This window comes from Psychrobacter cryohalolentis K5, from assembly GCF_000013905.1.
In the GTDB taxonomy this organism is placed as follows: domain Bacteria; phylum Pseudomonadota; class Gammaproteobacteria; order Pseudomonadales; family Moraxellaceae; genus Psychrobacter; species Psychrobacter cryohalolentis.
The window spans coordinates 2,240,749-2,263,682 of record NC_007969.1; the positions used below are offsets into that span (position 1 = coordinate 2,240,749).

At 42.6% G+C, this 22,934-nt stretch carries 18 protein-coding genes; 12 read left to right on the plus strand and 6 right to left on the minus strand.

Annotated features, from left to right (window positions below):
* Positions 1-44: 44 nt before the first annotated feature.
* Together PCRYO_RS09275 and PCRYO_RS09280 are read right to left on the minus strand one after the other, a co-directional pair.
* Positions 45-1,520: an aldehyde dehydrogenase family protein gene (locus tag PCRYO_RS09275; protein ID WP_011514135.1), complete on the minus strand. Its 1,476-nt coding sequence runs from the start codon at positions 1,518-1,520 to the stop codon at positions 45-47.
* A 72-nt stretch (positions 1,521-1,592) separates the two neighbouring features.
* Entirely contained in the window at positions 1,593-1,982 is a 390-nt protein-coding gene (locus tag PCRYO_RS09280) for a RidA family protein (RefSeq protein ID WP_011514136.1), read from the minus strand.
* 170 nt (positions 1,983-2,152) lie between these two features.
* On the opposite strand from PCRYO_RS09280, the gene PCRYO_RS09285 reads away from it, so the two are divergent.
* Complete coding sequence (locus PCRYO_RS09285; RefSeq protein WP_011514137.1) at positions 2,153-3,043, plus strand: LysR family transcriptional regulator; 891 nt, start codon at positions 2,153-2,155, stop codon at positions 3,041-3,043.
* Between the two features lie 552 nt (positions 3,044-3,595).
* Here PCRYO_RS09285 and PCRYO_RS09290 read toward each other — a convergent pair.
* Complete coding sequence (locus PCRYO_RS09290) at positions 3,596-3,874, minus strand: peptidylprolyl isomerase (protein ID WP_011514138.1); 279 nt, start codon at positions 3,872-3,874, stop codon at positions 3,596-3,598.
* 429 nt (positions 3,875-4,303) lie between these two features.
* Positions 4,304-4,717: an organic hydroperoxide resistance protein gene (locus PCRYO_RS09295; protein WP_011514139.1), complete on the minus strand. Its 414-nt coding sequence runs from the start codon at positions 4,715-4,717 to the stop codon at positions 4,304-4,306.
* A 172-nt stretch (positions 4,718-4,889) separates the two neighbouring features.
* On the opposite strand from PCRYO_RS09295, the gene PCRYO_RS09300 reads away from it, so the two are divergent.
* Positions 4,890-5,744, plus strand: a complete 855-nt coding sequence (locus tag PCRYO_RS09300; RefSeq protein ID WP_011514140.1) for an AraC family transcriptional regulator — start codon at positions 4,890-4,892, stop codon at positions 5,742-5,744.
* Positions 5,745-6,153: 409 nt separating this feature from the next.
* Here the strand turns inward: PCRYO_RS09300 and truC are convergent, their stop codons facing one another.
* Positions 6,154-6,924 carry a tRNA pseudouridine(65) synthase TruC gene (truC, locus tag PCRYO_RS09305; RefSeq protein ID WP_011514141.1) on the minus strand — a complete coding sequence of 257 codons (771 nt, stop codon included), beginning with the start codon at positions 6,922-6,924 and terminating at the stop codon, positions 6,154-6,156.
* 412 nt (positions 6,925-7,336) lie between these two features.
* Here truC and ppc point away from each other — a divergent pair, with 412 nt between their 5' ends.
* Entirely contained in the window at positions 7,337-10,117 is a 2,781-nt protein-coding gene (gene ppc, locus PCRYO_RS09310) for a phosphoenolpyruvate carboxylase (protein WP_011514142.1), read from the plus strand.
* A 121-nt stretch (positions 10,118-10,238) separates the two neighbouring features.
* Here ppc and PCRYO_RS09315 read toward each other — a convergent pair whose 3' ends face one another.
* Positions 10,239-10,964: a GntR family transcriptional regulator gene (locus PCRYO_RS09315; protein WP_011514143.1), complete on the minus strand. Its 726-nt coding sequence runs from the start codon at positions 10,962-10,964 to the stop codon at positions 10,239-10,241.
* Positions 10,965-11,305: 341 nt separating this feature from the next.
* Between PCRYO_RS09315 and PCRYO_RS09320 the strand changes: the two genes are divergently transcribed.
* The 9 genes from PCRYO_RS09320 to PCRYO_RS09360 all read left to right on the plus strand — a co-directional run bounded on the left by PCRYO_RS09320 (position 11,306) and on the right by PCRYO_RS09360 (position 22,889).
* Positions 11,306-12,595: an SLC13 family permease gene (locus tag PCRYO_RS09320; protein ID WP_011514144.1), complete on the plus strand. Its 1,290-nt coding sequence runs from the start codon at positions 11,306-11,308 to the stop codon at positions 12,593-12,595.
* Positions 12,596-13,100: 505 nt separating this feature from the next.
* Entirely contained in the window at positions 13,101-14,141 is a 1,041-nt protein-coding gene (locus PCRYO_RS09325; protein WP_011514145.1) for a Bug family tripartite tricarboxylate transporter substrate binding protein, read from the plus strand.
* Between the two features lie 119 nt (positions 14,142-14,260).
* Positions 14,261-14,716, plus strand: coding sequence for a tripartite tricarboxylate transporter TctB family protein (locus tag PCRYO_RS09330; protein WP_041753189.1), 456 nt, complete (start codon positions 14,261-14,263; stop codon positions 14,714-14,716).
* A gap of 5 nt (positions 14,717-14,721) precedes the next feature.
* A complete protein-coding gene (locus PCRYO_RS09335; RefSeq protein WP_011514147.1) occupies positions 14,722-16,224 on the plus strand; it encodes a tripartite tricarboxylate transporter permease in 1,503 nt (500 codons plus the stop codon).
* 270 nt (positions 16,225-16,494) lie between these two features.
* Positions 16,495-17,520, plus strand: a complete 1,026-nt coding sequence (locus PCRYO_RS09340; protein ID WP_226939357.1) for a D-cysteine desulfhydrase family protein — start codon at positions 16,495-16,497, stop codon at positions 17,518-17,520.
* Between the two features lie 588 nt (positions 17,521-18,108).
* Complete coding sequence (locus tag PCRYO_RS09345) at positions 18,109-18,627, plus strand: Csu type fimbrial protein (RefSeq protein ID WP_011514149.1); 519 nt, start codon at positions 18,109-18,111, stop codon at positions 18,625-18,627.
* Positions 18,628-18,656: 29 nt separating this feature from the next.
* The gene (locus PCRYO_RS09350; RefSeq protein ID WP_041753576.1) at positions 18,657-19,397 is read left to right on the plus strand and encodes a fimbrial biogenesis chaperone; all 741 of its coding nucleotides are present in this window, start codon (positions 18,657-18,659) and stop codon (positions 19,395-19,397) included.
* Positions 19,348-21,912, plus strand: coding sequence for a fimbria/pilus outer membrane usher protein (locus PCRYO_RS09355; RefSeq protein ID WP_226939358.1), 2,565 nt, complete (start codon positions 19,348-19,350; stop codon positions 21,910-21,912). The genes PCRYO_RS09350 and PCRYO_RS09355 overlap by 50 nt, the downstream gene beginning before the upstream one ends.
* Positions 21,912-22,889, plus strand: a complete 978-nt coding sequence (locus PCRYO_RS09360; protein WP_011514152.1) for a Csu type fimbrial protein — start codon at positions 21,912-21,914, stop codon at positions 22,887-22,889. The genes PCRYO_RS09355 and PCRYO_RS09360 overlap by 1 nt, the downstream gene beginning before the upstream one ends.
* Positions 22,890-22,934 lie beyond the last annotated feature (45 nt).

The window sequence follows — 22,934 nt, forward strand, 5'->3', positions numbered from 1 at the left end:
TTACCAGCCACACATCACTATTAGCACCTGTCATTAACTGACTCTTAATAAGCCTTTTGATAAGCCGTTTTAACAATAGTATAAAACTCTTTAGCGTACTGACCTTGTTCACGCGGGCCAAAGCTAGACTCTTTACGACCACCAAACGGTACATGATAGTCCGTACCAGCAGTGGCTAGATTGACCATGACGCAACCTGCTTGTACTTGCTCTTTGAACATCGCACTATTACGCAAGCTTTGGGTAATGATACCGCCGGTTAGACCAAAGCGAGTATCATTAGTCATCGCAATCGCTTCTTCCAAATTTTTGACGCGCATGACACAAGCTAGGGGCGCAAACACCTCTTCTTGATTGATATCCCAGCTGTTATCAGTCTCAGTAAACAAGGTAGGCGACATATAATAGCCATCATGCGGCATATCTAAACGCTCGCCACCAAAGGCTAAATTGGCACCGGCTTGCTTGGCCTTTTCAATCCAGTCTAGGTTGGATGCAAGTTGCTTATCATCAACCACAGGACCCATAAAGATACCGTCATCAAGCGCATGACCAACTTTTAGGGTTTTCATTTTTGCAATGACACCATCGACGAAAGCATCATGAATGCCATCCATGACGATCAAGCGTGAAGATGCCGTACATTTTTGTCCTGAACCCCCAAACGCACCAGCAACCGCCGCATCAATCGCGACTTGTAAATCGGCATCATCAGCGATAACCAAGGCATTCTTACTACCCATCTCAAGCTGGCAACGGACAAAGTTTGGCGCGGTTGCCGCAGCAACTTTACGACCGGTTGGCACAGAACCTGTGAAGCTAACTGCATCAATATCTTTTGAATTAATGAGTGCATCGCCAACTGATGAGCCGCCACCCAATACCAAGTTGAATGTGCCTTCAGGCAACCCTTGACGATGAATGATTTCAGCTAAGGCGACCGCACTGGCTGGTGTTAAATTGGCAGGCTTCCAAATGACACTATTGCCAAATGCTAAAGCTGGGGCTATTTTCCACACAGCAGTTGCGGTTGGGAAGTTCCAAGGAGAGATAATAGCGACGACACCGACTGCTTCACGAGTGACTTCTACTTTAACCCCTGGACGTACTGAATCCGCAGTATCGCCCATTTGACGCAACACCTCAGCGGCATAATAATGGAAGAACTGACCGGCACGATAAATCTCGCCGCGACCTTCCGCAAATGGCTTGCCTTCTTCACGTGACAATAAAGTACCTAATTCATCGCAACGGGCAATCATCTCATCGCCAATTGCCTGCAGAATAGATTGCTTCTTCTCTAACGGCGTTGCCTCCCACTTTGGCTGCGCTTGGCGGGCAGCAGCAATAGCGTCTTTGACTTGATCGCTACTGGCTTGGGCGAACTCGCCGATAGTTTCGCTGATATCAGATGGGTTAATATTAGCAATAGTATCGTTACCCGCTTGCCACTCACCATTGATATAAAGGGATTGCTGCGGGTCTTGCTGTAATACTTTTTGTGTGTTTTGAGCTGACATAGTGGCGTCCTCAGTTTATTAAAATTCAAATGATAAAATGATTTAAAGAGCTGTATAAATATAGTGGAAAAATTATGGTACGTTCGCATAAACGACTAGCTCAACCAACATCTCTTCACGAGCAAGTCCTGCTATCACTAAAGCCGCGCGATTTGGATAAGGTGCTGTAAAATATTCCGCATAGACTTGATTGACCGTTTTTAGATATTCACGATCAGTAACATAAATGAGTACCTGTAAGACTGAGTCCATGCCTACATTGGCACATTCTAAAGTATGCTTTAAATTATCAAGGGTTTGCCGGGTTTGGGCTTCGATACCACCTGCGACCACATCACCGTTTTCATCAATAGGAATCTGCGCGGTGTATAACGTGCCATTACTCGTGACTGCCCATTCAAGAGGTGCTTTTGAGGCATAAAGTGAAGTCTGAACCGCTTGTTTGGTTGAGGGAGTCGTCATATCGTCATATCCTTTGAATGAATGGTTTGGCAATTTCTGTGTTATTGATTATCCTACGCAATAAATAGTGACAAATCTAACTAATTAAATATTAAATATGATAGATTTAATCTATCGCTATAATAAATAGTATCTGATCAACGGCAGCAAGCACAAAGGCACTAACGATTATGAAACTACAACAGTTACGACATTTTTTGTTTGTGGTAGAAGAAGGGGGTTTTCGTGTGGCAGCCAACCGCGCCAATAGAACACAGGCCGCATTATCCGCCTCTATAAAAGAGCTGGAAAAAACACTGGATCAGCGTTTATTCGAAAGTGGCAATAAAGCAACACTGACACCGTTTGGAGAAAGTTGCTTGCCAAAGATTCAGCAGTTCATCAGTGTTTATCAAGCATTTGAGGAGGACTTAAGAGCGACCGCAGCAGGCGATAAAGGGAAGATAAGAATTGCTAGCGTACCATCACTGGTGACTAAGTTACTGCCTAGCGTATTGGTCGCCTATTCAAAGAAATACCCTGATATTGAAATTGTTTTGATAGATGATAACGCGGTTGGCGTTGCAAACCGGCTGCTCACGGGCGAAGTAGATTTGGCATTAGGTAATTGTACGAGTATCAATCAAACAGATATTGATTTTACCCCACTTATATCAGATCCTATCGGTGTGGTTTGTCTTAAAAGTAATGCGCTGAATCATGAATCGCGTCACTCTCAAGGGCTAAAATGGCAACAACTCATGGCAGAGCCTTTTATTTATAATGGCACCTGTCGATTACTCGAGAACACACCCGCAGAAGTGCTCAATCGCAAAGCTCGCTACACAGTAGAAAATATCACCTCACTGTTCTCATTGTTAAGAAACGATCTTGGTATCACCACTCTACCGAAACTTGCCTTTCCTTCTAATGAGCCCGAGTTGGTTTGGATAAACTTACTTGACCCTTCTTTAAACAGACAAATCGGTATCTTTAAACTGGCTGACAAATCCATTTCCCCGCCCGCTCAAGCTTTTTATGAGCTCTGTGTGACCTATGTGCAAGAGCACTATCTATTATGATGCATCCAATAATAAAGCCACTGATTGCGGTATTGTTGTCTTAATTAGTGAGTAGTGACAGACTGAATGAGTTATCAAAGACGAAGACTTATCATGAAAGTGACTTCTAAAGATAGAGTAAACTCACTGATACCAGCGATACGTGATAGCGCTAGTTGTAACTAGCCCGAAGTGTGGCTGCAGCGCAGTGTCAACTTGTGATAAATGTGATAGGTGTTAGAAATGCTGTGAGTGTGGTAAAAAGTAAATAGCGTCAGCACTTTTAAATCTTATAATGCATATCCATGTACAATATCGATGACACATAAAAAACAGCCTATAGAATCGATTGTGTAGGCTAATAAAATCAATACATATAAGATATTGTCGTATTATGATATTTGGTCGACCTACTTTGAACGATATAGGGTGTTATCAGCAATTTAAGTCTGCTTATGCCTACCAAATATTTAGAAAGCCCCAGTCTAACGACTGAGGCTTTTTTTATTAGGGCAATATGGAATGGACCGGAAAATCCTAGATTGATATCAATCAAAGCTCAGAATCTAACCCTTACGTTCTGTAAAGCACTTTAACCACATGCCAGCCAAATTTGGTTTTCACTAAGTGTGGAGTGAGGAGTTCGCCGCTGAAGCAGATTTTATCAAACGGCGGTACCATATCGCCTTGCTTAAATTCACCTAAGCTGCCGCCTTTTTTAGCTGATGGGCAGGTTGAGTATTTCTTAGCCAACACATCAAACATGTTGCCTTTTTTAAGCTTGGCAAGGATATCTTCAGCTTGTTCTTTGTCTTTTACTAAAATGTGTAATGCGCTAGCTGTACGAGCCATAAGGTAAACCCTTTATAAAATATCGATTGTCGGGGCATTATATCATTACTTACCTTGGTTGCTAACTTTACTGGTCTTCGCTACTTCATCAAAAGTCATTATCTGTCTTTTAAGTGTCAGTACAATGCATCTAACAGACACCCATAAACAGTTTAATCTGAGCTAAAAGTAATTGGCAGCTTATGTACCCAGTGCTTATAAAGTCGATTTATTAATCGCTGCTAGCCATTGTAACTTAGTCAGCGGAAGACAATAAAGTGGAGCTTGTGTAAGAATTTTAGTATTTATATTGCAGTATTTATATTGCAGTATTTATATTGCTTAGTACCATAAAAAATTGCTTGGCTACTCTAGGTAGCCAAGCAATTTTAAATTTTATTATTGTTGTATTATTTTTTATAGTTATTGGCTTTTAATGACAAACGCTATTTAAACAATCGTAACATGCAAGCGCACATCAACATTGCCACGAGTGGCATTAGAGTATGGGCAAACTTGATGAGCCGTCTCGATTAGAGTTTGTGCTTGCGATTCATCAATACCAGATACTTCGACAGCCAGCTCTATATCTAAGTTATAGCTATTATCAGCTTTCATACCAATACCAACTTGGGCAGATGTTTTCGAAGCGGTTACGGGTAGTTTCATTTGTTGTGCAGTCATATTTAGCGCACTATCAAAACACGCAGCGTAACCCATCGCAAACAGCTGCTCTGGATTCACCCCCTCTTTATCTTTTTCTTGAAAGGATACCAAATCAAAACCGAGCGAACCATCGTCAAGACCTGTATGTCCAGAACGACCACCAGTTGCTGTAGCACGAGTTTTATAAAATATTTTCATTATGCGTTCCTTATGTAGACTTATTGAATATGATTAAAATCAGACTTGATACGTCGTGATAGGATTATTATAGATACGCAACCAACAATTCGTTAGAACAGTCCTACAAAACTCTTGCCTAATTATCCAAAAATTTATATTATCAAGCAAACCTAAAAGTAAGCGAAAAATTATGCAGTTAAAGACCATTGAGCAGTTACTTAAAATATTACTCAAAAATAAAACGATCGAATCTACTATTCCAAACTTATTTTTCTATTGCGCTGACAGACCAAGTAAAACCGTCAGCTATATTCAAGAGCCTAGCATATGTATCGTCCTACAAGGCGAGCGCGAGATTTACTTAGGAAAAGATTGCCAAAAATTTGACAATAGCAGCCTGATGTTTTGCCCTGTCGATATTCCTTTAAGTATGCATATTAAGCATGCTTCGTCAGACCATCCTGTCATCGTTTTATCAATGAAATTAAATCTTGTGATGATTCAAGAAGTACTCGCTAGAATACCGCCTCAACAACAAGTAAAAGAAGGTTATTTGGGAATAAAATGGCAATTAGATGACGCTATAATGCAAGCGTTTGAGCGATTGGTAAACTTACTTGATTGTCCAAATGATACTGGTTTTTTATCTTCTTTAATACAGCAAGAAATTTATTATCGCCTGCTCTCGGCACAACAAGGGAATAAGTTGCGACAACTGGTCATCAATGGCAGTCATACTCACCGTATTGCACAAGCAACCGATTGGCTAAAAGCGCATTTAGACGAACCTGTGGTGATTGGAGACTTGGCGAGCCGATGTGGTATGAGTATCTCAGGTTTTCACCAACACTTTAAAGAGATTACACAGTTGAGTCCGCTACAGTATCAAAAAAAATTACGATTAATGGAAGCGAGGCGTCTGATCATAACCAATGACTCTCAAATATCACAGATTGCCATGCAAGTAGGCTACGAAAGCCCCAGCCAATTTAGCCGAGAATATAAACGATTATTTGGAAACAGTCCAAATAGCGATTTGAGTTAAGGGGTTGAAAAAACTGGTGAAGTTATTACTGCAAATGAGTATTTTTTGAAATGGTAATCTTCCAGGTTGATGTCTTCCAAGTTAATGTCTACGAATTTGACAGCAAATGTCAGTTCAAGTCCTCACTATGAACTTGAAACTTCTGCTATAACGCTATAGTCAGTCCTAAATAAAAGAAAAAGAAATACAAATATTATCAATCACTACTGGGGTTAATTTTTCTTGCTTGCTGTGCCTATACAGACAGAGGCTGCGAATAATTAACCCCAGTAGTGCTGTACTCCTTTAACAATGGATCAACTATAGTGTTTTTGGTCTTTATTATTTTAAAACCCGCTAACTACACTAAGACCTGTATGTCGACTGTTTTGATATGACTTTTGAAGATAAACCCTAAACTTTACGCTGCTTAAACTTTAGCGCTCTCTACCCAAGCAAACTCTTCCATAATTCGCAGCCATTGATCGTCTAATCCCGCTTTTAGTAACAATGGCTCACCAGTGACCGGATGGCTGAGCGCTAAAGTCTGAGCATGCAGTAGCATGCGCGCGCAACCATATTGAGTACGAAAAAATCGATTGTGCCTTCCATCGCCGTGGCTGGTATCACCCACGATATGATGGAATAAATGTCTCATATGCCGACGCAGTTGATGCTTACGTCCGGTCTCGGGGGTTAAGCGCATTAGACTATAGCGGCTCGTGTCATGCTTTTTTGACACCGCAAATGGCAACTCAATTTGTGCCAAACTTTGCCAATGGGTTACCGCCTCTTGAGCCGGTTTATCCAAATTAGCGAACTTATCGGCAATAGCATCGGGCTGAAAGCTCAACGCATAATCAACGGTGCCTTGTTCTGACATATAGCCGCGCACCACAGCTAAATATTGCTTGGTCACTTTGTGTTCAGTAAAAGCCTCCGTAAGGCTGCGCGCCACGGCTGAGCTCTTGGCAAACAACAACACGCCTGACGTAGGCTTGTCTAACCTATGCACCGGAAATACATGGCAACCTACCGCATCACGGGTGAGCTGCATGGCAAAGCGTGTCTCGCCTTTATCCAGCCAACTGCGATGCACCAACAGCCCAGCCTCTTTATTAATCGCCACCAGAAATTCATCTTCATAGATGATTTCTATTTGATTAGCGATTTGATTGGCGGTGTCGCTTTCGATATTCATGTTTTCAGTGCCTATATTTTAGATATCATAATTATATATCTTTTTTAGCAAACGCTACCAATTCACGTATAAAAGGTATTCCAATAATTTTGCCCATATTTCTTGCCTATCATATAACTTTCAATCTCACGCGCTTTTAACCGCCTCGGTATTGCCGTTAACTTATATCCGCTAACTTCTTTAATATGCGAAGTCACCCATGCTACACTTTAGAAGATAGCTTACCAGCCTTTATCGTCTCATTATTGTGCTGATTCGCTTTTATCAAAGATACTAAGTCTTTGATAAAATTTAATATTAGTCCTATTCACTGCTCATTACTAAACATTATATTAAGCAGTATTTTTCTTTATACAACATTACAGATTTGCTGCTTCACTATTTTTTAATTAATTTAAGGAGAAGGTCAAGGATGATAATAGATAATGACATATTACGTGAACGCATTAGTTTATTAGGTTCCTTCCTAGGGGATGCGATTTCTCGCCAGACTGGTGAACAAACGCTGCATACTATTGAAACGCTGCGCAAAGGTTTTATTCAACAGCGCCGTGAGCCTAATGAAGCTCATAAGCAGAAGCTCATCGATTTTATTGCCTCTTTGGACAATCAATCCTTAAAAAATGTCATCCGCAGCTTTTCTATCTACTTTTTCTTAGCCAATCTAAGTGAAGAGAATTATCTACGTGAAGAGCGCCATGCATTACGTATGCAATCAGAGCAGAGCTGGGAAGGATCGTTTCGCCGTACTTTACTAGAGTGTCGTGAGCGCAATATTGAGCCAGCACAGATGCAAGAGCTCATTGAGCAACTAAAATTCATCCCTGTATTTACCGCCCATCCTACTGAAGCGCGTCGACGTACAACGATGAACTTATTACAAGGTTTATTTACGCATAGCGATGCCTTAAATAACGTTGCACAAAACAGTTTTGCCTACGAGCAAGCCAGAGAAAAAACGGCGCAAACGATTGATCTGCTATGGTCGTCTGATGAAGTGCGGACGCGTAAGCCTTTGGTCTATGACGAAATAAATAATGGTCTGCATTATTTCAATGCCAGTTTATTCAACGCCATTCCCAAGGTTTATCGTAATATTAAAAACGCTATTATTGATATCTATCCTGAGCTAACAGACTACCCTCTACCTGCTATCATAAGCTTTGGCTCTTGGATCGGTGGCGATAGAGATGGCAATCCCTTTGTCACTCATGACACTACAGAAATGGCCGTATTGATGCATGCAGATACTGTATTGCGTCACTATCAAGTGTTGCTTAAGAAACTACGTCGTCAGCTTATTCATAGTGATACGATTGTTACTATCGAACCTGATGTGTATGCCAAGATTGAAAGTTATAGTGAGCTCGACAGACGAGTCTTTGATTACAATCTTGATGATTACGGCAATGAACCTTATCGCAGATTCCTCTCCTTAATCCTGAATAAAGTCAAAGCCACCAATCTTTTAATCCAAAGCAAAGGGAGTGATACTGAGGCTAAAAAAGATGCCTACGCCAATCCACAAGAACTATTAGAAGACTTACGCATCATCCGTCAAAGTGTGAATACTCATGATACTGCACATGGCGAAGGCTTACTACTCGATATAATACGTTTGGTCAAAACCTGTGGCTTCCATTTGGCAGCGCTCGATATTCGCCAAGAGTCGTCTTATCATAGCGAAGTGATTGCCGATATTTTTGCCAATGCTTCTAACTTGCCTGACTATCAAAGCCTCAATGAAACCGAGCGCCAAGAATGGCTAACGCGCCTGCTTGAGAAACCAGGCACACCGCTTATTTATACCGATAATTTAACGGATAAAACCCGTGAACAATTGGCCTTGATGCACTCAGTAGCGACTTTACGCAAACTGGTTGGGCAAGATACTTTTGGCAGTTATGTTATCTCAATGACCAATAACGCCAGTCAATTATTAGAAGTATTGCTACTCATGCGCTTTGCAGGCTTATGTAGAGTGGATGACGAAGGGCGACTGTCTGCCGACTTGCCCGTAGCACCGTTATTTGAGACCATCGAAGATCTTAAAAACATCGATCAGATCCTGCCTGCGGTTTTAGATAATCCGCTGTATCGAGGGTTGCTACGACACTCAGATAACACTCAAGAAATCATGCTGGGCTATTCAGATTCATCAAAGGATGGTGGCATCATTACTTCTGCATGGCAGCTTTATAGCGCGCAGCAGACCATAAATAGTATTGCTGAAAAATACGGTATCAAAACCCGCCTATTTCATGGTCGCGGTGGCTCAGTAAGTCGTGGTGGCGGCTCAACTCATAAAGCGATTGCCGCGCAACCCGCTGGTACACTGCATGGGCAAATCAAAGTGACCGAACAAGGCGAAGTCCTTTATGCCAAATATGCCAACACTGATACCGCTGTATTTGAGCTGACCATGGGCATCACTGGCACGCTTAAAGCTTGCTCCTCAAGATTCGTGGTGCAACCGCCTGAACTGCCACATTATGAAGCGCTCTTTGCGCGTTTAGCAGATGCAGGTGAGCAGCGTTATCGCAAGCTAACGGATCATACCGAAGGGTTTTATCAGTTCTACTCTCAAGCGACGCCAGTGGCAGAAATCTCTTTATTAAATATTGGCTCACGCCCAGCACATCGTAATAAAGGCTTACCAAGCAAAACAACCTTGCGCGCAATTCCTTGGGTATTTGGCTGGTCATTAGCGCGCTTTACACTGCCCGCTTGGTATGGTGTCGGCAGTGCGTTGCATAGCGTCATCGATGATGAAGCACTGATGAAAGAAATGATTGACTGCTGGCCATTTTTTAACGTGTTTATTAGCAATATTGAAATGGCGTTTACCAAGTCTGATATGAGTATTGCTCATGCTTATAGCCAATTATGTGACGATGAGAGGTTACGTGAACAGATTATGACAGCGGTGACGGATGAGCACGAGCTTACCCATTCAGGTTTAAACTCTTTGCTTAACCAAGAGTCGTTATTGGAGCATCAGCAGAATCTTGCCGCTTCTCTTGAATGGCGTAATGCGTATTTAGATCCAACCAACTATATCCAAATTGAGCTATTGAAGCGTGCCAGACAAAAAGACGCTACAAGCGATACCAATCATGGTGACCTCGACGTTGAAGATCCATTAATCCGTAGTATTAATGCCTTGGCAGCAGGTCTACGCAATACAGGGTAATGGATAACACAGAAAAATATATGCAAAAAAGACAGTACTTTTAGTATTTCCTAAAGGTACTGTCTTTTAATGTGTTTATCTCAAACGGTTACTTAATTATCAATATAGGTTTAATAAACGCCTAAATAATATTAATCTCATAGCTGAACTTCTCTGCCAGCCCATAGGACTCTCTATATTCGATAGGATCACCTTCTAGATTCTTCGCAATGCGGCATACCTTAACTAAGTTTTCTTGCTTAGTATTGCCCAAATAATCGTCGCTGTGATCGGTTATAAAATACAGCGTCTCTACAGCAGACGACACAAATTGACCACACTTGGTATAGTAAAAAGGATAGAGAAGATTCTCGAAATCTTCAGGATTTAAGGTTGCAAAAGCTTGGAAGCGACTCTTAGGTAACCAAATTTTTTCACTTAACAAGACTCTGTCTTCAACCATACGCGTACGCTCTATATAAATGAGCGCTTTGTTTTTACCTATATTTAGTTTTTTATTAATGTCATCAATACCGTCTATAACTATGATTTTTTTAATTATGCCCGTCGGCGTGACATAGCGAGCATCTTTATCACGAAACTTAAAAAACCTTAATAGTGAGCTTGCAAAATCTGGACGTTTTAAGAAGGTGCCTTTGCCTTGCTGCTTTATTAACACCCCATCTTCTACCAATTTTTCGACCGCTTTACGGACGGTTCCTACAGATACTTCATACTTATCTGCAAACTCCTGCTCCGTCGGTAAGGGCGTGTTTTCATCCCACTTACTCTCTGTCAGTAACGTCTGTATATGCCATCGCACTTGCTCATAACGTGGCATCTTAAATTCTTTGAAATTATTTAGCATTTTTTTCACCACAGTGGAAAGGTTTTTATTAACTGTTTCAATCTCGTCAAGCACTGCTATTGCTGTAAAACTACGTTATCCCTGATCAACTTCTCTTAAGCTTTCAGCGCATTCGATCGGTATCACATTAATATTAAAGCATTATTATATTTTTATGATGAATCTTTCCTAATTAACGCCAACTTTTTTGCTATCATTCTATTCAAACAAATGCACTTTGAAGATTTATAAGCTCTTCTAGTCCAGAAAACCCTGTGTCAATATTAGCGTAATACTCTTTACTCTGTAAAAACTGCTATGGTTTTTTATAGAATTCATACAGTTAAGGTCAAGGAGTAGTCGTGACTCTTTATATTCTAGCCGCCATCGTGATATGTATCATTTTGGGCTATACCACTAAGATTAATATTGGCCTATTTGCTATTGCATTTTCATATCTAATCGGTTGTTTCGGTATGGGGATGAAGGCACATGAAATTGTTGAGCTATGGCCTCTCAAAATTTTCTTTGTTATTTTTGCGGTGACTCTTTTCTATAACTTTCCCCTAGCTAACGGTGCTTTAGAAAAGCTATCCAATCATTTAATCTATAAGTGCCGTCACTTTCCCGCATTCCTACCTTTAGTCATTTTCCTTGTGGCCACGATTATTGCAGGCTTAGGGGCTGGTTATTATACGGTCTTAGCAACGATGGCACCGATGATCCTGCTATTGTCTAAACGCACTAACTTGAATCTTGTCATTGCTACTTTATCAGTGAACTATGGTGCCTTAGCGGGTGCTAACTTTATCACCTCACAAAGCGGTGTTATTTTTAGAGAGCTGATGCGCGGCGCAGGCGTCGCAAATGATAATACTTTTACTTATGTGTTAGGGATATTCGCTGTCACTTTTATAATGCCTATGATTGTATTGGGTGCTTATAGCTTTATCAATGCCAAAAACAGCAAAATCGCGATTCAGACGACCATACCAGAACCCTTTGATAGTAAACAAAAACAGTCTCTTATACTGATTTTTATTATGATGGCTATTGTACTTATCGTGCCCATTTTAAATCTACTCATGCCACAAGTATCAGCGATTCAGTTTTTGAACGCTCGGATTGACATTGGTTTTATCGCTATATTTTTTGCTTTAGTGAGCTTATTTTTAAAATTAGGCGATGAAAAAGCAGTGATTGCTTTAATACCTTGGAATACCCTCATTATGATTTGTGGTGTTGGTATGTTAATCAGCCTCGGAGTAGAAATAGGTGTTATTTACGAGCTGACAGAATGGCTAAGTACCAATGTACCCATCTGGATGATACCGATTTTAGTCTTTGTGATTAGCGCCATTATGTCGATATTTGCTAGTACGCTCGGGGTAGTCGCCCCTACCTTATTCCCTATGGTCCTTCCCCTAGCCGTTGCCTCTGGACTAAGCCCTTTATTACTATTTACCTGTATTGTTGTGGGGGCGCAAAGCTCATCACTCTCGCCTTTCTCATCAGGAGGTAGTCTGATGTTAGGCGCTTCTCAAGTCGTTATAAACAAAGACAAGCTTTTTAATGCGCTACTATTCAAGGCAGTGCCCTTAGATATTGGTATTGGAATACTCGCAATTTTACTTATCCAGCTGATATTTTAACTTCTCATAGGTAAAATATACCGTGATTTTTTAAAAATTTTACACCTGCTTGCTATATTTTTGCTCCCAAAATATCTATTTTTCTCACTAAATTCATAACTGCTTAAATTGTTGTTTTAGCCTCGTAATGGTACTGATATCAACGTGGTTTTTGATACATCTAAATAATTCTCATTATCATCCAATCATACCAACTACTTGTTTTTATTTGACTTTAATACCTTACCTTAGAGGCATTAGGGTCTTTTACTTGTCCTTCATATCCCTATCGCAGAAGATTCTATATCGCCTTCAATTTAATATATTACTATAAAATTCATATATACATACATATGTTTCTTGTTATTTTTAAAATATTCTGTTACTTTTGGCAAGTGATAAATCTCTACTGTTACGAAGTTTAGTCATCTCGTTAATCGAGTCTTCACTTTACCTGTAATAACTTTATATTTTGGCCAAAATTCTATTGAATTTTTATTGTAAAAATACACACAAGGAGTGTCGTGTGAAAAAACTATCCTATCTGGCTCTTGGCCTGTCTATCCTATCTTTGACCGCTTGTAACAATGCAAACGAAACTGCCAGTACAGATGCGACTGCCGTAGATGGCGCAACTGAGCTCACTGCCCCTTCACGTCCAGAATGTATTGCGCCTGCCAAACCAGGTGGCGGTTTTGACTTGACTTGTAAGCTTGCTCAAGCTGGCTTAAGAGATACTGGTATCTTAAAAGATCCTATGCGCGTCACCTATATGCCAGGCGGCGTCGGCGCTGTTGCTTATAACAAAATCGTTGCTAATGACCGTGACAATGGCGATGCCATTATTGCCTTCTCTACCGGCTCTATTCTTAATTTATCGCAAGGTAAATTTGGTAAATTCACTGAAAAAGACGTGAAATGGCTAGCTGGTGTTGGTACTGATTATGGTGCTATTGCAGTCAATGCAGACTCTCCTATTAAAGATCTAGCTGGGTTAGTTGCTGAGCTCAAAAAAGATCCAAAAGCTATCAGCTTTGGTGCTGGCGGTAGTGTTGGCGGTCAAGATTGGATGCAAACCGCTATTTTAGCTAAAGCCGTTGGGGTTAAGCCTAGTGACATGACTTATGTTGCCATGGAAGGCGGCGGTGAAGCGATCACAGCGGTGATGGGCAATCATATTACTGTTGTTAGTGCCGGTATTGCTGAGATTATGCCGCAAGCCAATGCAGGTAAATTACGTGTATTAGCAGTATTTGCAGATGAAAGATTGGGCGGCACGATGACCGATATTCCTACTGCGAAAGAGCAAGGTTATGATGTGACGTGGCCAGTCGTTCGTGGTTACTACATGGGTCCAGACGTAAGCCCTAGTGCTTATAACTGGTGGAAAGAGGCTTTCGATAAGATGCTTGTTGATCCGAAATTCGCTGAAATACGTGAGCAACAAGAATTGCTACCTTTCTCTATGACTGGCGATGAGCTACAAGCCTACGTTTATAAACGTACGGGCGAACTACGCGAGTTATCTGCTGAATATGGTCTTGTTGAAGCAGCACCAACCAAATAGTTACGTTAAGATTTAATAACCTTTAGCAATTGAATATCAAATGTTTTGGTATTTCTCAAAGGGCTGGCAGGATGTCTATCTGTCAGCCTTTTGCCCCCAAAATTCAAGGAATGCTCCTTATGACAATGGAACGTTTGTTTTCCGGGCTGATGGCACTGGTCAGTATATTCTTAATATACTTAGCCATTGGTTATGTTGCCCCTATTGCTTATGACCCAATTGGTCCTCGTCCTTACCCTATTTTAATCTTTTCACTGCTTGCCTTTGGCTGCTTAGTCGTTGCTTTTCGTCCCGCCAGTTTTACTAAAGCGATTGAATTGGGTTTAAACAAAACGATCATCCGTAATCTTATTTTATGTGCGCTTGCCTTATTGGTCTATGGTCTCATTTTTGAAGTATTGGGCTTTATTCTTGCCACTATTCTGATGTCTTTCGCCGTAGGTTTACTTTTTGCCGGTAATCCTCTAAAGAGTTTTATCTTTTCAGTGTTAATCAGTATTGGTTTATATGTCTTATTTGACCTATTTTTAGATGTCAAATTACCACTCGGATTGTTGTCAGGGATAATAGGATAGCCAATATGGATACTTTTGATTTTTTGATGCATGGCTTTGCTGTTGCATCTACCCCAAAAAACTTACTGCTTGCACTGATCGGCGCTTTTTTAGGTACGATTGTTGGCATGTTGCCGGGTCTGGGCCCGATTAATGGTGTAGCGATATTACTGCCTTTTGCTTTTGCACTTGGTTTGCCGCCTGAAAGTGCGCTCATTCTGCTTGCAGCCGTGTATCTTGGCTGTGAATATGGTGGTCGTATTTCTGCCATTCTCATTAATGTACCCGGTGATGCCGGCGCTATTATGACGACTTTGGATGGCTATCCATTGGCAAAACAAGGCAAAGCTGGTATTGCACTGTCTTTATCTGCTGTCAGCTCTTTCGTTGGTGCCACTATCGCGACAATCGGCGTGGTGCTATTTGCGCCGTTATTAGCCAAATGGGCAATCTCATTTGGACCTGCTGAATATTTTGTATTGATGGTGTTTGCTATCACATGCTTAAGTGGTCTAGTAGGTGATCAACCAGTTAAGACGGGTATTGCCGCATTAATTGGTCTTGGTCTAGCAACCGTTGGTGTCGATGCAGTTACGGGTATTTATCGCTTTACCTTTGATTCGGTCAACCTGTCTGATGGTATTCAATTTACTACCATTGTTATTGGTTTCTTTAGTGTGAGTGAAATTCTAATCTTGCTCGAAAAAACCACGACAGGTCATAAGGTTATTGAACAAGGTAAGCGCAGTCTCTTAAACTTCAAAGAGTTTACTTTTGCTTTTGGAGCCATGCTACGTAGTGGTCTCATGGGCTTTGTCGTTGGTATCTTACCAGGTGCAGGCGCAACGATTGCCAGTGCTATGACTTATGCCAGTGAACGTAAAATCGCTGGTGATACCGGTACTTTTGGTGACGGGGATCTTCGCGGTGTTGCCTCACCAGAAGCAGCAAATAATGCCTCAGCTTGTGGCTCATTTGTGCCAATGTTGACGCTAGGTGTGCCGGGTTCTGGTACGACAGCAGTCATGATGGGTGCATTGACGTTATATAACATCACACCGGGTCCGCAGTTATTTACTGAGCAGCCAGATATCGTATGGGGTCTGATTGCCTCACTATTTATCTGTAACGTGATTTTGCTAATCATGAACATCCCTTTGGTGGGTTTGTTCGCCAAACTGCTTGACGTGCCGAACTATATCTTGATACCAGCCATTGCTGCGGTCAGTTTCGTTGGCGTATATTCTATCCATAGCACGACCTTTGACTTGGTCTTTATGGTGGCACTTGGTGTATTTGGTTACTTCTTACGTAAACTAAACTTCCCTTTATCAGCGCTTATTTTGGGCTATGTATTGGGTGAGCTCATGGAGTCTAACTTAAGACGTGCCCTGTCTATCTCTCAAGGCGAGCTTAGTATTTTATGGAGCAGCCCTATCACAGTAGTGCTATGGTTGTTGGCTATTTTGATGATATTCATGCCTGTCATACGTAGTATCTACCGTAGAAAATTTAAGCCTGCTATTTAAGTTTTAGTTACTCTATTCTCAAAATACTTCTCCGGTGGTGGTTATACTCTATGTATGACCACCATTTTTTTAGGTTGAATCACTGAAATACCCCAAAATTTTCCAAAGTAGGTTTTATACCAATATAAAAGTAAATAGCAGTAGCTCGCCAAGACTGAGTCATTCGCATTTATAGCTTATAATTATAGGAAATCCGTATGACTCCAATCGTTATTATGGTCGGATATTATTCCAAAGTATCTGTAACTTGCCCTATCTCAGAGAGGATGAATGATGCAAAATAAATCTATACCAAGCCTGCCGAGTATGAATCGGCAACCTTTAGGGTTTTTCCCAACGCCGTTGATTGAGCTGACCAGATTAAGCAAAGCACTCGATGGTCCTAAAATTTATATGAAACGCGATGACAATACGGGACTGGCATTAGGCGGTAATAAAACCAGAAAGCTTGAATTTATCATTGGGGACGCTCTTGCTCAAGGTGCGGATACAATCGTGACAGCAGGTGCCGCGCAGTCAAACCATTGTCGCCAGACCGCAGCTGCCGCAGCCAGTTTGGGACTTGAATGCCATTTAGTTTTGGGTGGACAAGAACCAGAACAGTTGCAAGGCAATCTCTTACTGGATAAGATTTTTGGCTGTCATATCCACTGGGCAGGCAGCAACCGTAAAGGGGAAGACATACCTGATATCGTAGAACAACTCAAAAAAGAAGGTAAGAAACCTTACATTGTTCCTTATGGCGGCTCAAGCGAGCTCGGTGCTTTTGCCTTTGTTGAAGCGTTTAAAGAGCTTGAATTACAACGTCAAGAGATGGATATCTCATTCACGCATATCGTTTTTGCCTCCAGCTCCGGCGGGACACAAGCGGGCTTGATGCTGGGCAATAAAATCTTTAACTCGCCTTATCAGGTAGTGGGCATCAATATTGATAAAAGTGAAACCGATAAAGTGCCGTTTGATCAGTATATCATCTCCCTCACCAATAGCACGGCGGCATTGATTGGGGCAGATTACACCTTCTCAGAGGCAGATTTAGTGCTTAACTCTGATTATGTGGGAGACGGTTATGGAGTGATTGGTGCACTAGAAAATGAAGCCATTGCCATGACCGCGCAAATGGAAGGGATATTATTAGATCCTGTTTATACAGGTCGTGCGATGGGCGGACTACTCGATATGATTCGTACCGGTAAAATCAAAAAAACGGACAGTGTGTTGTTTTGGCATACTGGCGGCGCGCCCGCTTTATTTGCTTATGCTAGTGATTTAGCAGTATCTCAAAGCGATAGTTAATCTGTCTAGCGCTATCAAAAAGATCGGCTAATTAAGGCTAGCCGATCTTTTTAACAAGCTTTCCATCACTATAAAATCTAAACTTTTATTTCTAGATATCATTGCATTCTATTCGCTAAAGAATAGCTATCGCCAAGCATAAACCTTGTCAAAAACAACGGACATATTTCACTCATCTTCACTGCAAGCAAGATATTACCTTTCTAACGCCCCAAGCATCCAATTTCCGCTATACATCAGCGACTTAGAGCTGGATATTAAAAAAATATCAAGCTTTATGACTGCCTTCTATGACCCAAGTTTAACCAACTAACCATCACACACTAAATGTGATTTTTAAGCACTATTCGAGTGTACAGTTGCACACATATATGTTACAATATATATACAAATACTTGAATATATATTTAGTTTATATAATAAATGTATATATATTGTTATTATCAGGTAATTGTACTGTGTGGATAGGTTCCAAATTATTAAAAGATCTGATTTTAGATCTTACTACGGTAAATTTTAGTATTCAGTTGAATCCTAAATTTTATATTTTTGAAAACGCTAAAAAACCTAATCCTTTGGAAATTGACTATGTTATTTAAAAAATCGGTTATGACCGCGGCCGTATTTGCCGTTGGTAGTTTTGCTGTAATGTCTGCGAATGCTGCTGAATCTGGAACTTTTGATGTCAATATGACTGTTACAAAAACCTGTAATGTAGTAGCAGGTTCTACTGTTGGGTTAGGTAATACTGTCGCTGGTACTAGTGATCAGTCAAACCTTACTTCTACTCCTGTTAAGGTTAATTGCTCTAATACAACGCCTTATAAACTTGGGCTAACAACAAATACAGGTATAGCTGGTGCAGGGGTTATGCTAGGAGGAGTTGGTGGTACAGAACAAATATCCTATGAGATGTTTAGCAATGCAGGTCATACAGCTCTTTGGGGTAACAATGCTGTTGCTGAAAGTGAGAACAGAGTTCCTGGCACAGGCGATGGTATGGCGACTACTGCTAAAGAACATATAGTCTATATAAAAGCAGGTAGTACTAGTAATGTCTCGCCAAGCTTATATAAAGATACTATTACTGTTAATGTATCTTATTAATAATCATGCTAAGTCCTCAGTTACAACGCATGCTAAGACCTACTCTTCTTATCTCCACCTTGCTATTGTCCTCTAGTGTGGCAGTGGCAGCGGGTTTACAGGTATCGCCCATCTCGCTAAGCTTACAGGCACGCGAGACAGCGAGTGGTCTGACACTCAGCAACACCAGTAACACTGTGGTGCAGGCGCAGGTACGCGTACAGAAGTGGACTCAGGATGGCACAGGTGACCAGCTTATCCCATCGCGAGGACTGCTCGCCAGTCCGCCGATGATTGAGCTACAGCCCGGTGAGCGGCAGCTGGTACGCATTATCCGCGCCAAAGCACCGCCGCAAGGTGCAGGCGCTATAGAGGACGCGTACCGATTGTTGGTCAATGAGGTGCCAGTTAATTTACCCGAGAATACCAGCGGGCTACAGTTTGCGCTCAGCTACTCGCTACCGGTCTTTATACAGCCTGTTGGCGTGACTAAAACCAGTGCGCAGTTGCAGTGGAGTACTCATCTGCAATCGGATAGCAAGGCGGTCAAGCTGCGCGTGAGTAATCGCGGTAATGGGCATGCGCAATTGGCGGGGCTAAGCTTTAGTGATGCGGCAGGTACGAGTACGGAGCTCTATCCCGGTTTGCTTGGTTATGTGTTACCCGGTGCGACTATGAACTGGACACTGAAAATACCACCCTCCGTGCTAACTTCAGGGGGTAAATTCAAGGTTATGCTAAATGGTACACAGACGACACCTGACGTCACACTGGACACAAACACTCGCTAAAGTCGTTTTTTTGCAAGGTGTGGCAGTATCTATTAGCCACGCCGCGGCACTGAGTGAAGATATCTCTACGAGCAGCGTTGATACCAACGCTGCTTTTTTGCGTGTTGCGAAAGCTATGGAGCCTACAATTCAGGCTCAAACGGATACCATTGCTCAGGCTAATATAGATGCGGATTTGGCTCAGCTTGATTTGGACCGTTATAGTGATGATGACGATGCAGGGCTGGATTTATATCTGGACGTCACGCTGAATGGTGCCAGTAAGGGTCTAGTACACTTCGACTACCGTGATGAGCGCCTTTGGGCAACAGCAGCTATCTTGCAACAGCTGAGCTTTGTGTTGCCTCCATCGCTACAGGCAAGCCGTGACCCTATCGCCCTTGACAGCCTACCTAAGCTGAATATTGACTACGATGCACGCCAGCAAACACTCACCCTTATTGCTCCACTCGATATGCTCAAGCTAGATACGACTACCCATAGTACGCGCACCAATAAGCGCCCAAAAGCGAGCGCCTCGCCCGGTCTGTTATTAAACTATGACCTGTATGGCAGTCAAACTCAGAATAGCACTAAAAGTCTGAGCGCCTATACGGAGCTGCGCGCCTTTAATGCGCTTGGCGTGGTCAGCTCTACCGCCTTAACGACTGCAAATACGGCTGCTAATGACAGTCGCCACAGTCAGTGGAAGGGTCAAACCGTGCGCCTTGATACTAGCTGGAGTCAATCCTTCCCTGATAAGCTGCTGACGGTTCGGGCAGGCGATATTCTGACCGGTGCATTATCGTGGACGCGGTCGACACGTTTGGGCGGTCTACAAATCGGCACCAACTTTAATCTGCAGCCTTATCGCTCGACCACACCGTTGCCATCGTTTTTTGGCTCAGCAACTCTACCCTCAAAGGTAGAGCTGTTTGTTGATGGTCTTAAACACTATAGCGGTGAGGTGCCCGCCGGTCCCTTTGAGCTGGACACCGCGCCTAGTATCAGTGGCGCAGGAACGGCGCAACTGGTGGTCACCGATGCCTTGGGTCAAAGCAAGACGCTAAACTTTTCCTTATATGACACCCATCGACTGCTCCAGCCCGGACTGTCTGATTGGTCAGTTGAGATGGGCGCAGTGCGTGAAAATTATGGGACGGAATCTTTTGATTATGGGGATGCGCTTGCCGCCAGTGGAACTTGGCGCCATGGGGTGTCCAACCGTTTTACCGCTGAAACCCATGCCGAAGTGACGCACGGTCTCTCCAATGCAGGTGTCGGTGGGACTTGGCTATTGGGGCGCGCTGGTGGTATTTTGTTTGCCTCGCTAGCCGCAAGCCATAGTCAGGGACAAAGCGGCATGCAGTACAGCACCAATTATTCATGGAATAATCGTCGCTTTAACATTGGTTTTAATGCGCTGGGAACTTCTGGTGTATATCGCGATGTAGGCTCCCAATATGGCAATGCCCCTGTACATCGAAGTGAGCAAATATCTACTGGTTATAGCATACCGACGCTCGGTAATTTTGGGCTAAGTTACCATCAGGTTGCCCAAGCTGAAAAAGAGGACACGCAATTTGCCCGTGTCTCTTGGTCCAAATCCTTTGGCAGACGAGTAAGTATGAACCTCAATTATAACCATGACTTTGACCAATCAGCAAAAAGTAGCCTGTCGATAGGCGCATCGCTATCACTAGATCGCAATATGTCAATGCGAAATAGCTTGCAACACACCGCAGCGCAAGACATCATCACAGCAGATATCTCAAAATCAGCGCCAAGCGCAGGTGGCATTGATTGGCGCGCGCAGGTACGCCACAGCGCGGCTAGCCAATCAGACGACAGCTTAAATAGTAATACTAAAGACAGTACAGGCGCGTTGGCTGAGCTGAGCTACCTTGGACGCTACGGACGGGTTCAGGCTGGTATCAGTAGTAATGATGACAGCTATGCCACTTACGCCAGTGGCACAGGGTCACTTGTGATGATGGGCGGCGGCATGTTTCCTGCGCGCCAAATTAATAGCGGATTTGCGGTGGTATCGACTGGCGGTATCGCTGATGTGCCCGTCCTATTGCAAAACAATCCTATTGGCACGACCAACCACCGCGGGCTGCTGCTAGTGACACCGCTCAATGCCTATCAAGAGAATAAGATTGCTATCGACCCCATGCAGTTGCCTGCTGACTTACGTATTAATAAAGTCAGTCTGGACGCAACCCCAACCGACCGTGCCGGAGTTATGGTCGCTTTTGATATTACCCCTGTGCGCTCAGCAACCATTGTATTAATCGATAGCGATGAGCAACCGATTGCACTTGGTAGTCAAGTCACCTTGATCTCCAACGAAGATACGCCAACCACTGTAGTGGGTTTTGATGGTGAGGTATATTTGGATACATTGGATGCCCACAATACACTGGAGGTCACTACCCCTGCTGATGGCATTTGTACTGTGCGCTTTAAGTACACCAAGCAAGGCGATGAGATTCCGCTCCTCGGTCCTTTTATCTGTAAAAAGGTACAATAATGTTACGACTTCAAAGCTATCATCTATTGATCATACTAGTAGTGGGTTTATTCTTAGCCAACCCTATAACCGCAAATGCCGCTATTAGCTGTACTCAAGCGAGTAACACCATCAGTAATTTAAACTTCGGTCCTGTCAATCCCTTCTCAAGTACAACCTCAACCTCAGCGACCATTAACTATGAATGCAGAGGCAGTGAGGGACGCGCGTCAACTGCTAGAATTTGCTATACCTTTGGTCCTTTGAACACCGATGACCACAAGCTACTTGGACCGAACAATACAACATTGGCTTTTGATTTATTTTCAAGTTCAAGCCATGGTGCGCCTATTAGTAAAGCCAATCCGCTACAACTGACACTTAGTAGTGATGGGAGTAGCACACTTATCAAAGGCAATATTACAGTATATGCGCAAACACTCGCTGGGCAGACGCAGCTGGTTTCAGGAGATTACACACTTAATAATCAGATATATATGACTGTGAACTCAGTGGATAGCAGTAGTGCGCCTAATGATTGTCTGGCGGTTACTGATACCTCAACCTACGCATTTACATATACCAGTCAGGCATCTGTTGACGCTCACTGCGCAGTTACTACGGCAGGTGTATTGGATCTTGGACGCGTTTCGGCATCAACTGTGCCCACGATAGGTTCAGCAAGCAACCTTATCAATGTCACCTGTACCAATACGACTTTTTATAATATTGGCTTAGCGCCTTCGAATAAGGATATAAATGGTCAGGGCGTTATGACAGGAACCAATGCCGAGCCTACCTTACCTTATCAACTACAATCTGATGCAAGCGGTACAGAATGGGGCAATAACGGAAATACTTATGCCGCCCTCACCAATGGTGTAACAGGTACAGGAGATGGTGCGGCGAAAGCCCATACAGTGTACGTTACTGTACCGAACACTGATGTCACCCCTAATACCTATTCTGATAGGGTGACTGTGACCGTGTATTATTAATAACCTTATAAAAGAAAACAGCAAGAGTGAAGATAAGTCTTTTCA

Coding starts and splice junctions, on each gene's coding strand:
- PCRYO_RS09275 (WP_011514135.1), bottom strand. CDS start 1,520: ATGTCAGCTCAAAACACACAAAAAGTATTACAGCAAGACCCGCAGCAA.
- PCRYO_RS09280 (WP_011514136.1), bottom strand. CDS start 1,982: ATGACGACTCCCTCAACCAAACAAGCGGTTCAGACTTCACTTTATGCC.
- PCRYO_RS09285 (WP_011514137.1), top strand. CDS start 2,153: ATGAAACTACAACAGTTACGACATTTTTTGTTTGTGGTAGAAGAAGGG.
- PCRYO_RS09290 (WP_011514138.1), bottom strand. CDS start 3,874: ATGGCTCGTACAGCTAGCGCATTACACATTTTAGTAAAAGACAAAGAA.
- PCRYO_RS09295 (WP_011514139.1), bottom strand. CDS start 4,717: ATGAAAATATTTTATAAAACTCGTGCTACAGCAACTGGTGGTCGTTCT.
- PCRYO_RS09300 (WP_011514140.1), top strand. CDS start 4,890: ATGCAGTTAAAGACCATTGAGCAGTTACTTAAAATATTACTCAAAAAT.
- truC (WP_011514141.1), bottom strand. CDS start 6,924: ATGAATATCGAAAGCGACACCGCCAATCAAATCGCTAATCAAATAGAA.
- ppc (WP_011514142.1), top strand. CDS start 7,337: ATGATAATAGATAATGACATATTACGTGAACGCATTAGTTTATTAGGT.
- PCRYO_RS09315 (WP_011514143.1), bottom strand. CDS start 10,964: ATGCTAAATAATTTCAAAGAATTTAAGATGCCACGTTATGAGCAAGTG.
- PCRYO_RS09330 (WP_041753189.1), top strand. CDS start 14,261: ATGACAATGGAACGTTTGTTTTCCGGGCTGATGGCACTGGTCAGTATA.
- PCRYO_RS09335 (WP_011514147.1), top strand. CDS start 14,722: ATGGATACTTTTGATTTTTTGATGCATGGCTTTGCTGTTGCATCTACC.
- PCRYO_RS09340 (WP_226939357.1), top strand. CDS start 16,495: ATGATGCAAAATAAATCTATACCAAGCCTGCCGAGTATGAATCGGCAA.
- PCRYO_RS09345 (WP_011514149.1), top strand. CDS start 18,109: ATGTTATTTAAAAAATCGGTTATGACCGCGGCCGTATTTGCCGTTGGT.
- PCRYO_RS09350 (WP_041753576.1), top strand. CDS start 18,657: ATGCTAAGACCTACTCTTCTTATCTCCACCTTGCTATTGTCCTCTAGT.
- PCRYO_RS09355 (WP_226939358.1), top strand. CDS start 19,348: ATGGTACACAGACGACACCTGACGTCACACTGGACACAAACACTCGCT.
- PCRYO_RS09360 (WP_011514152.1), top strand. CDS start 21,912: ATGTTACGACTTCAAAGCTATCATCTATTGATCATACTAGTAGTGGGT.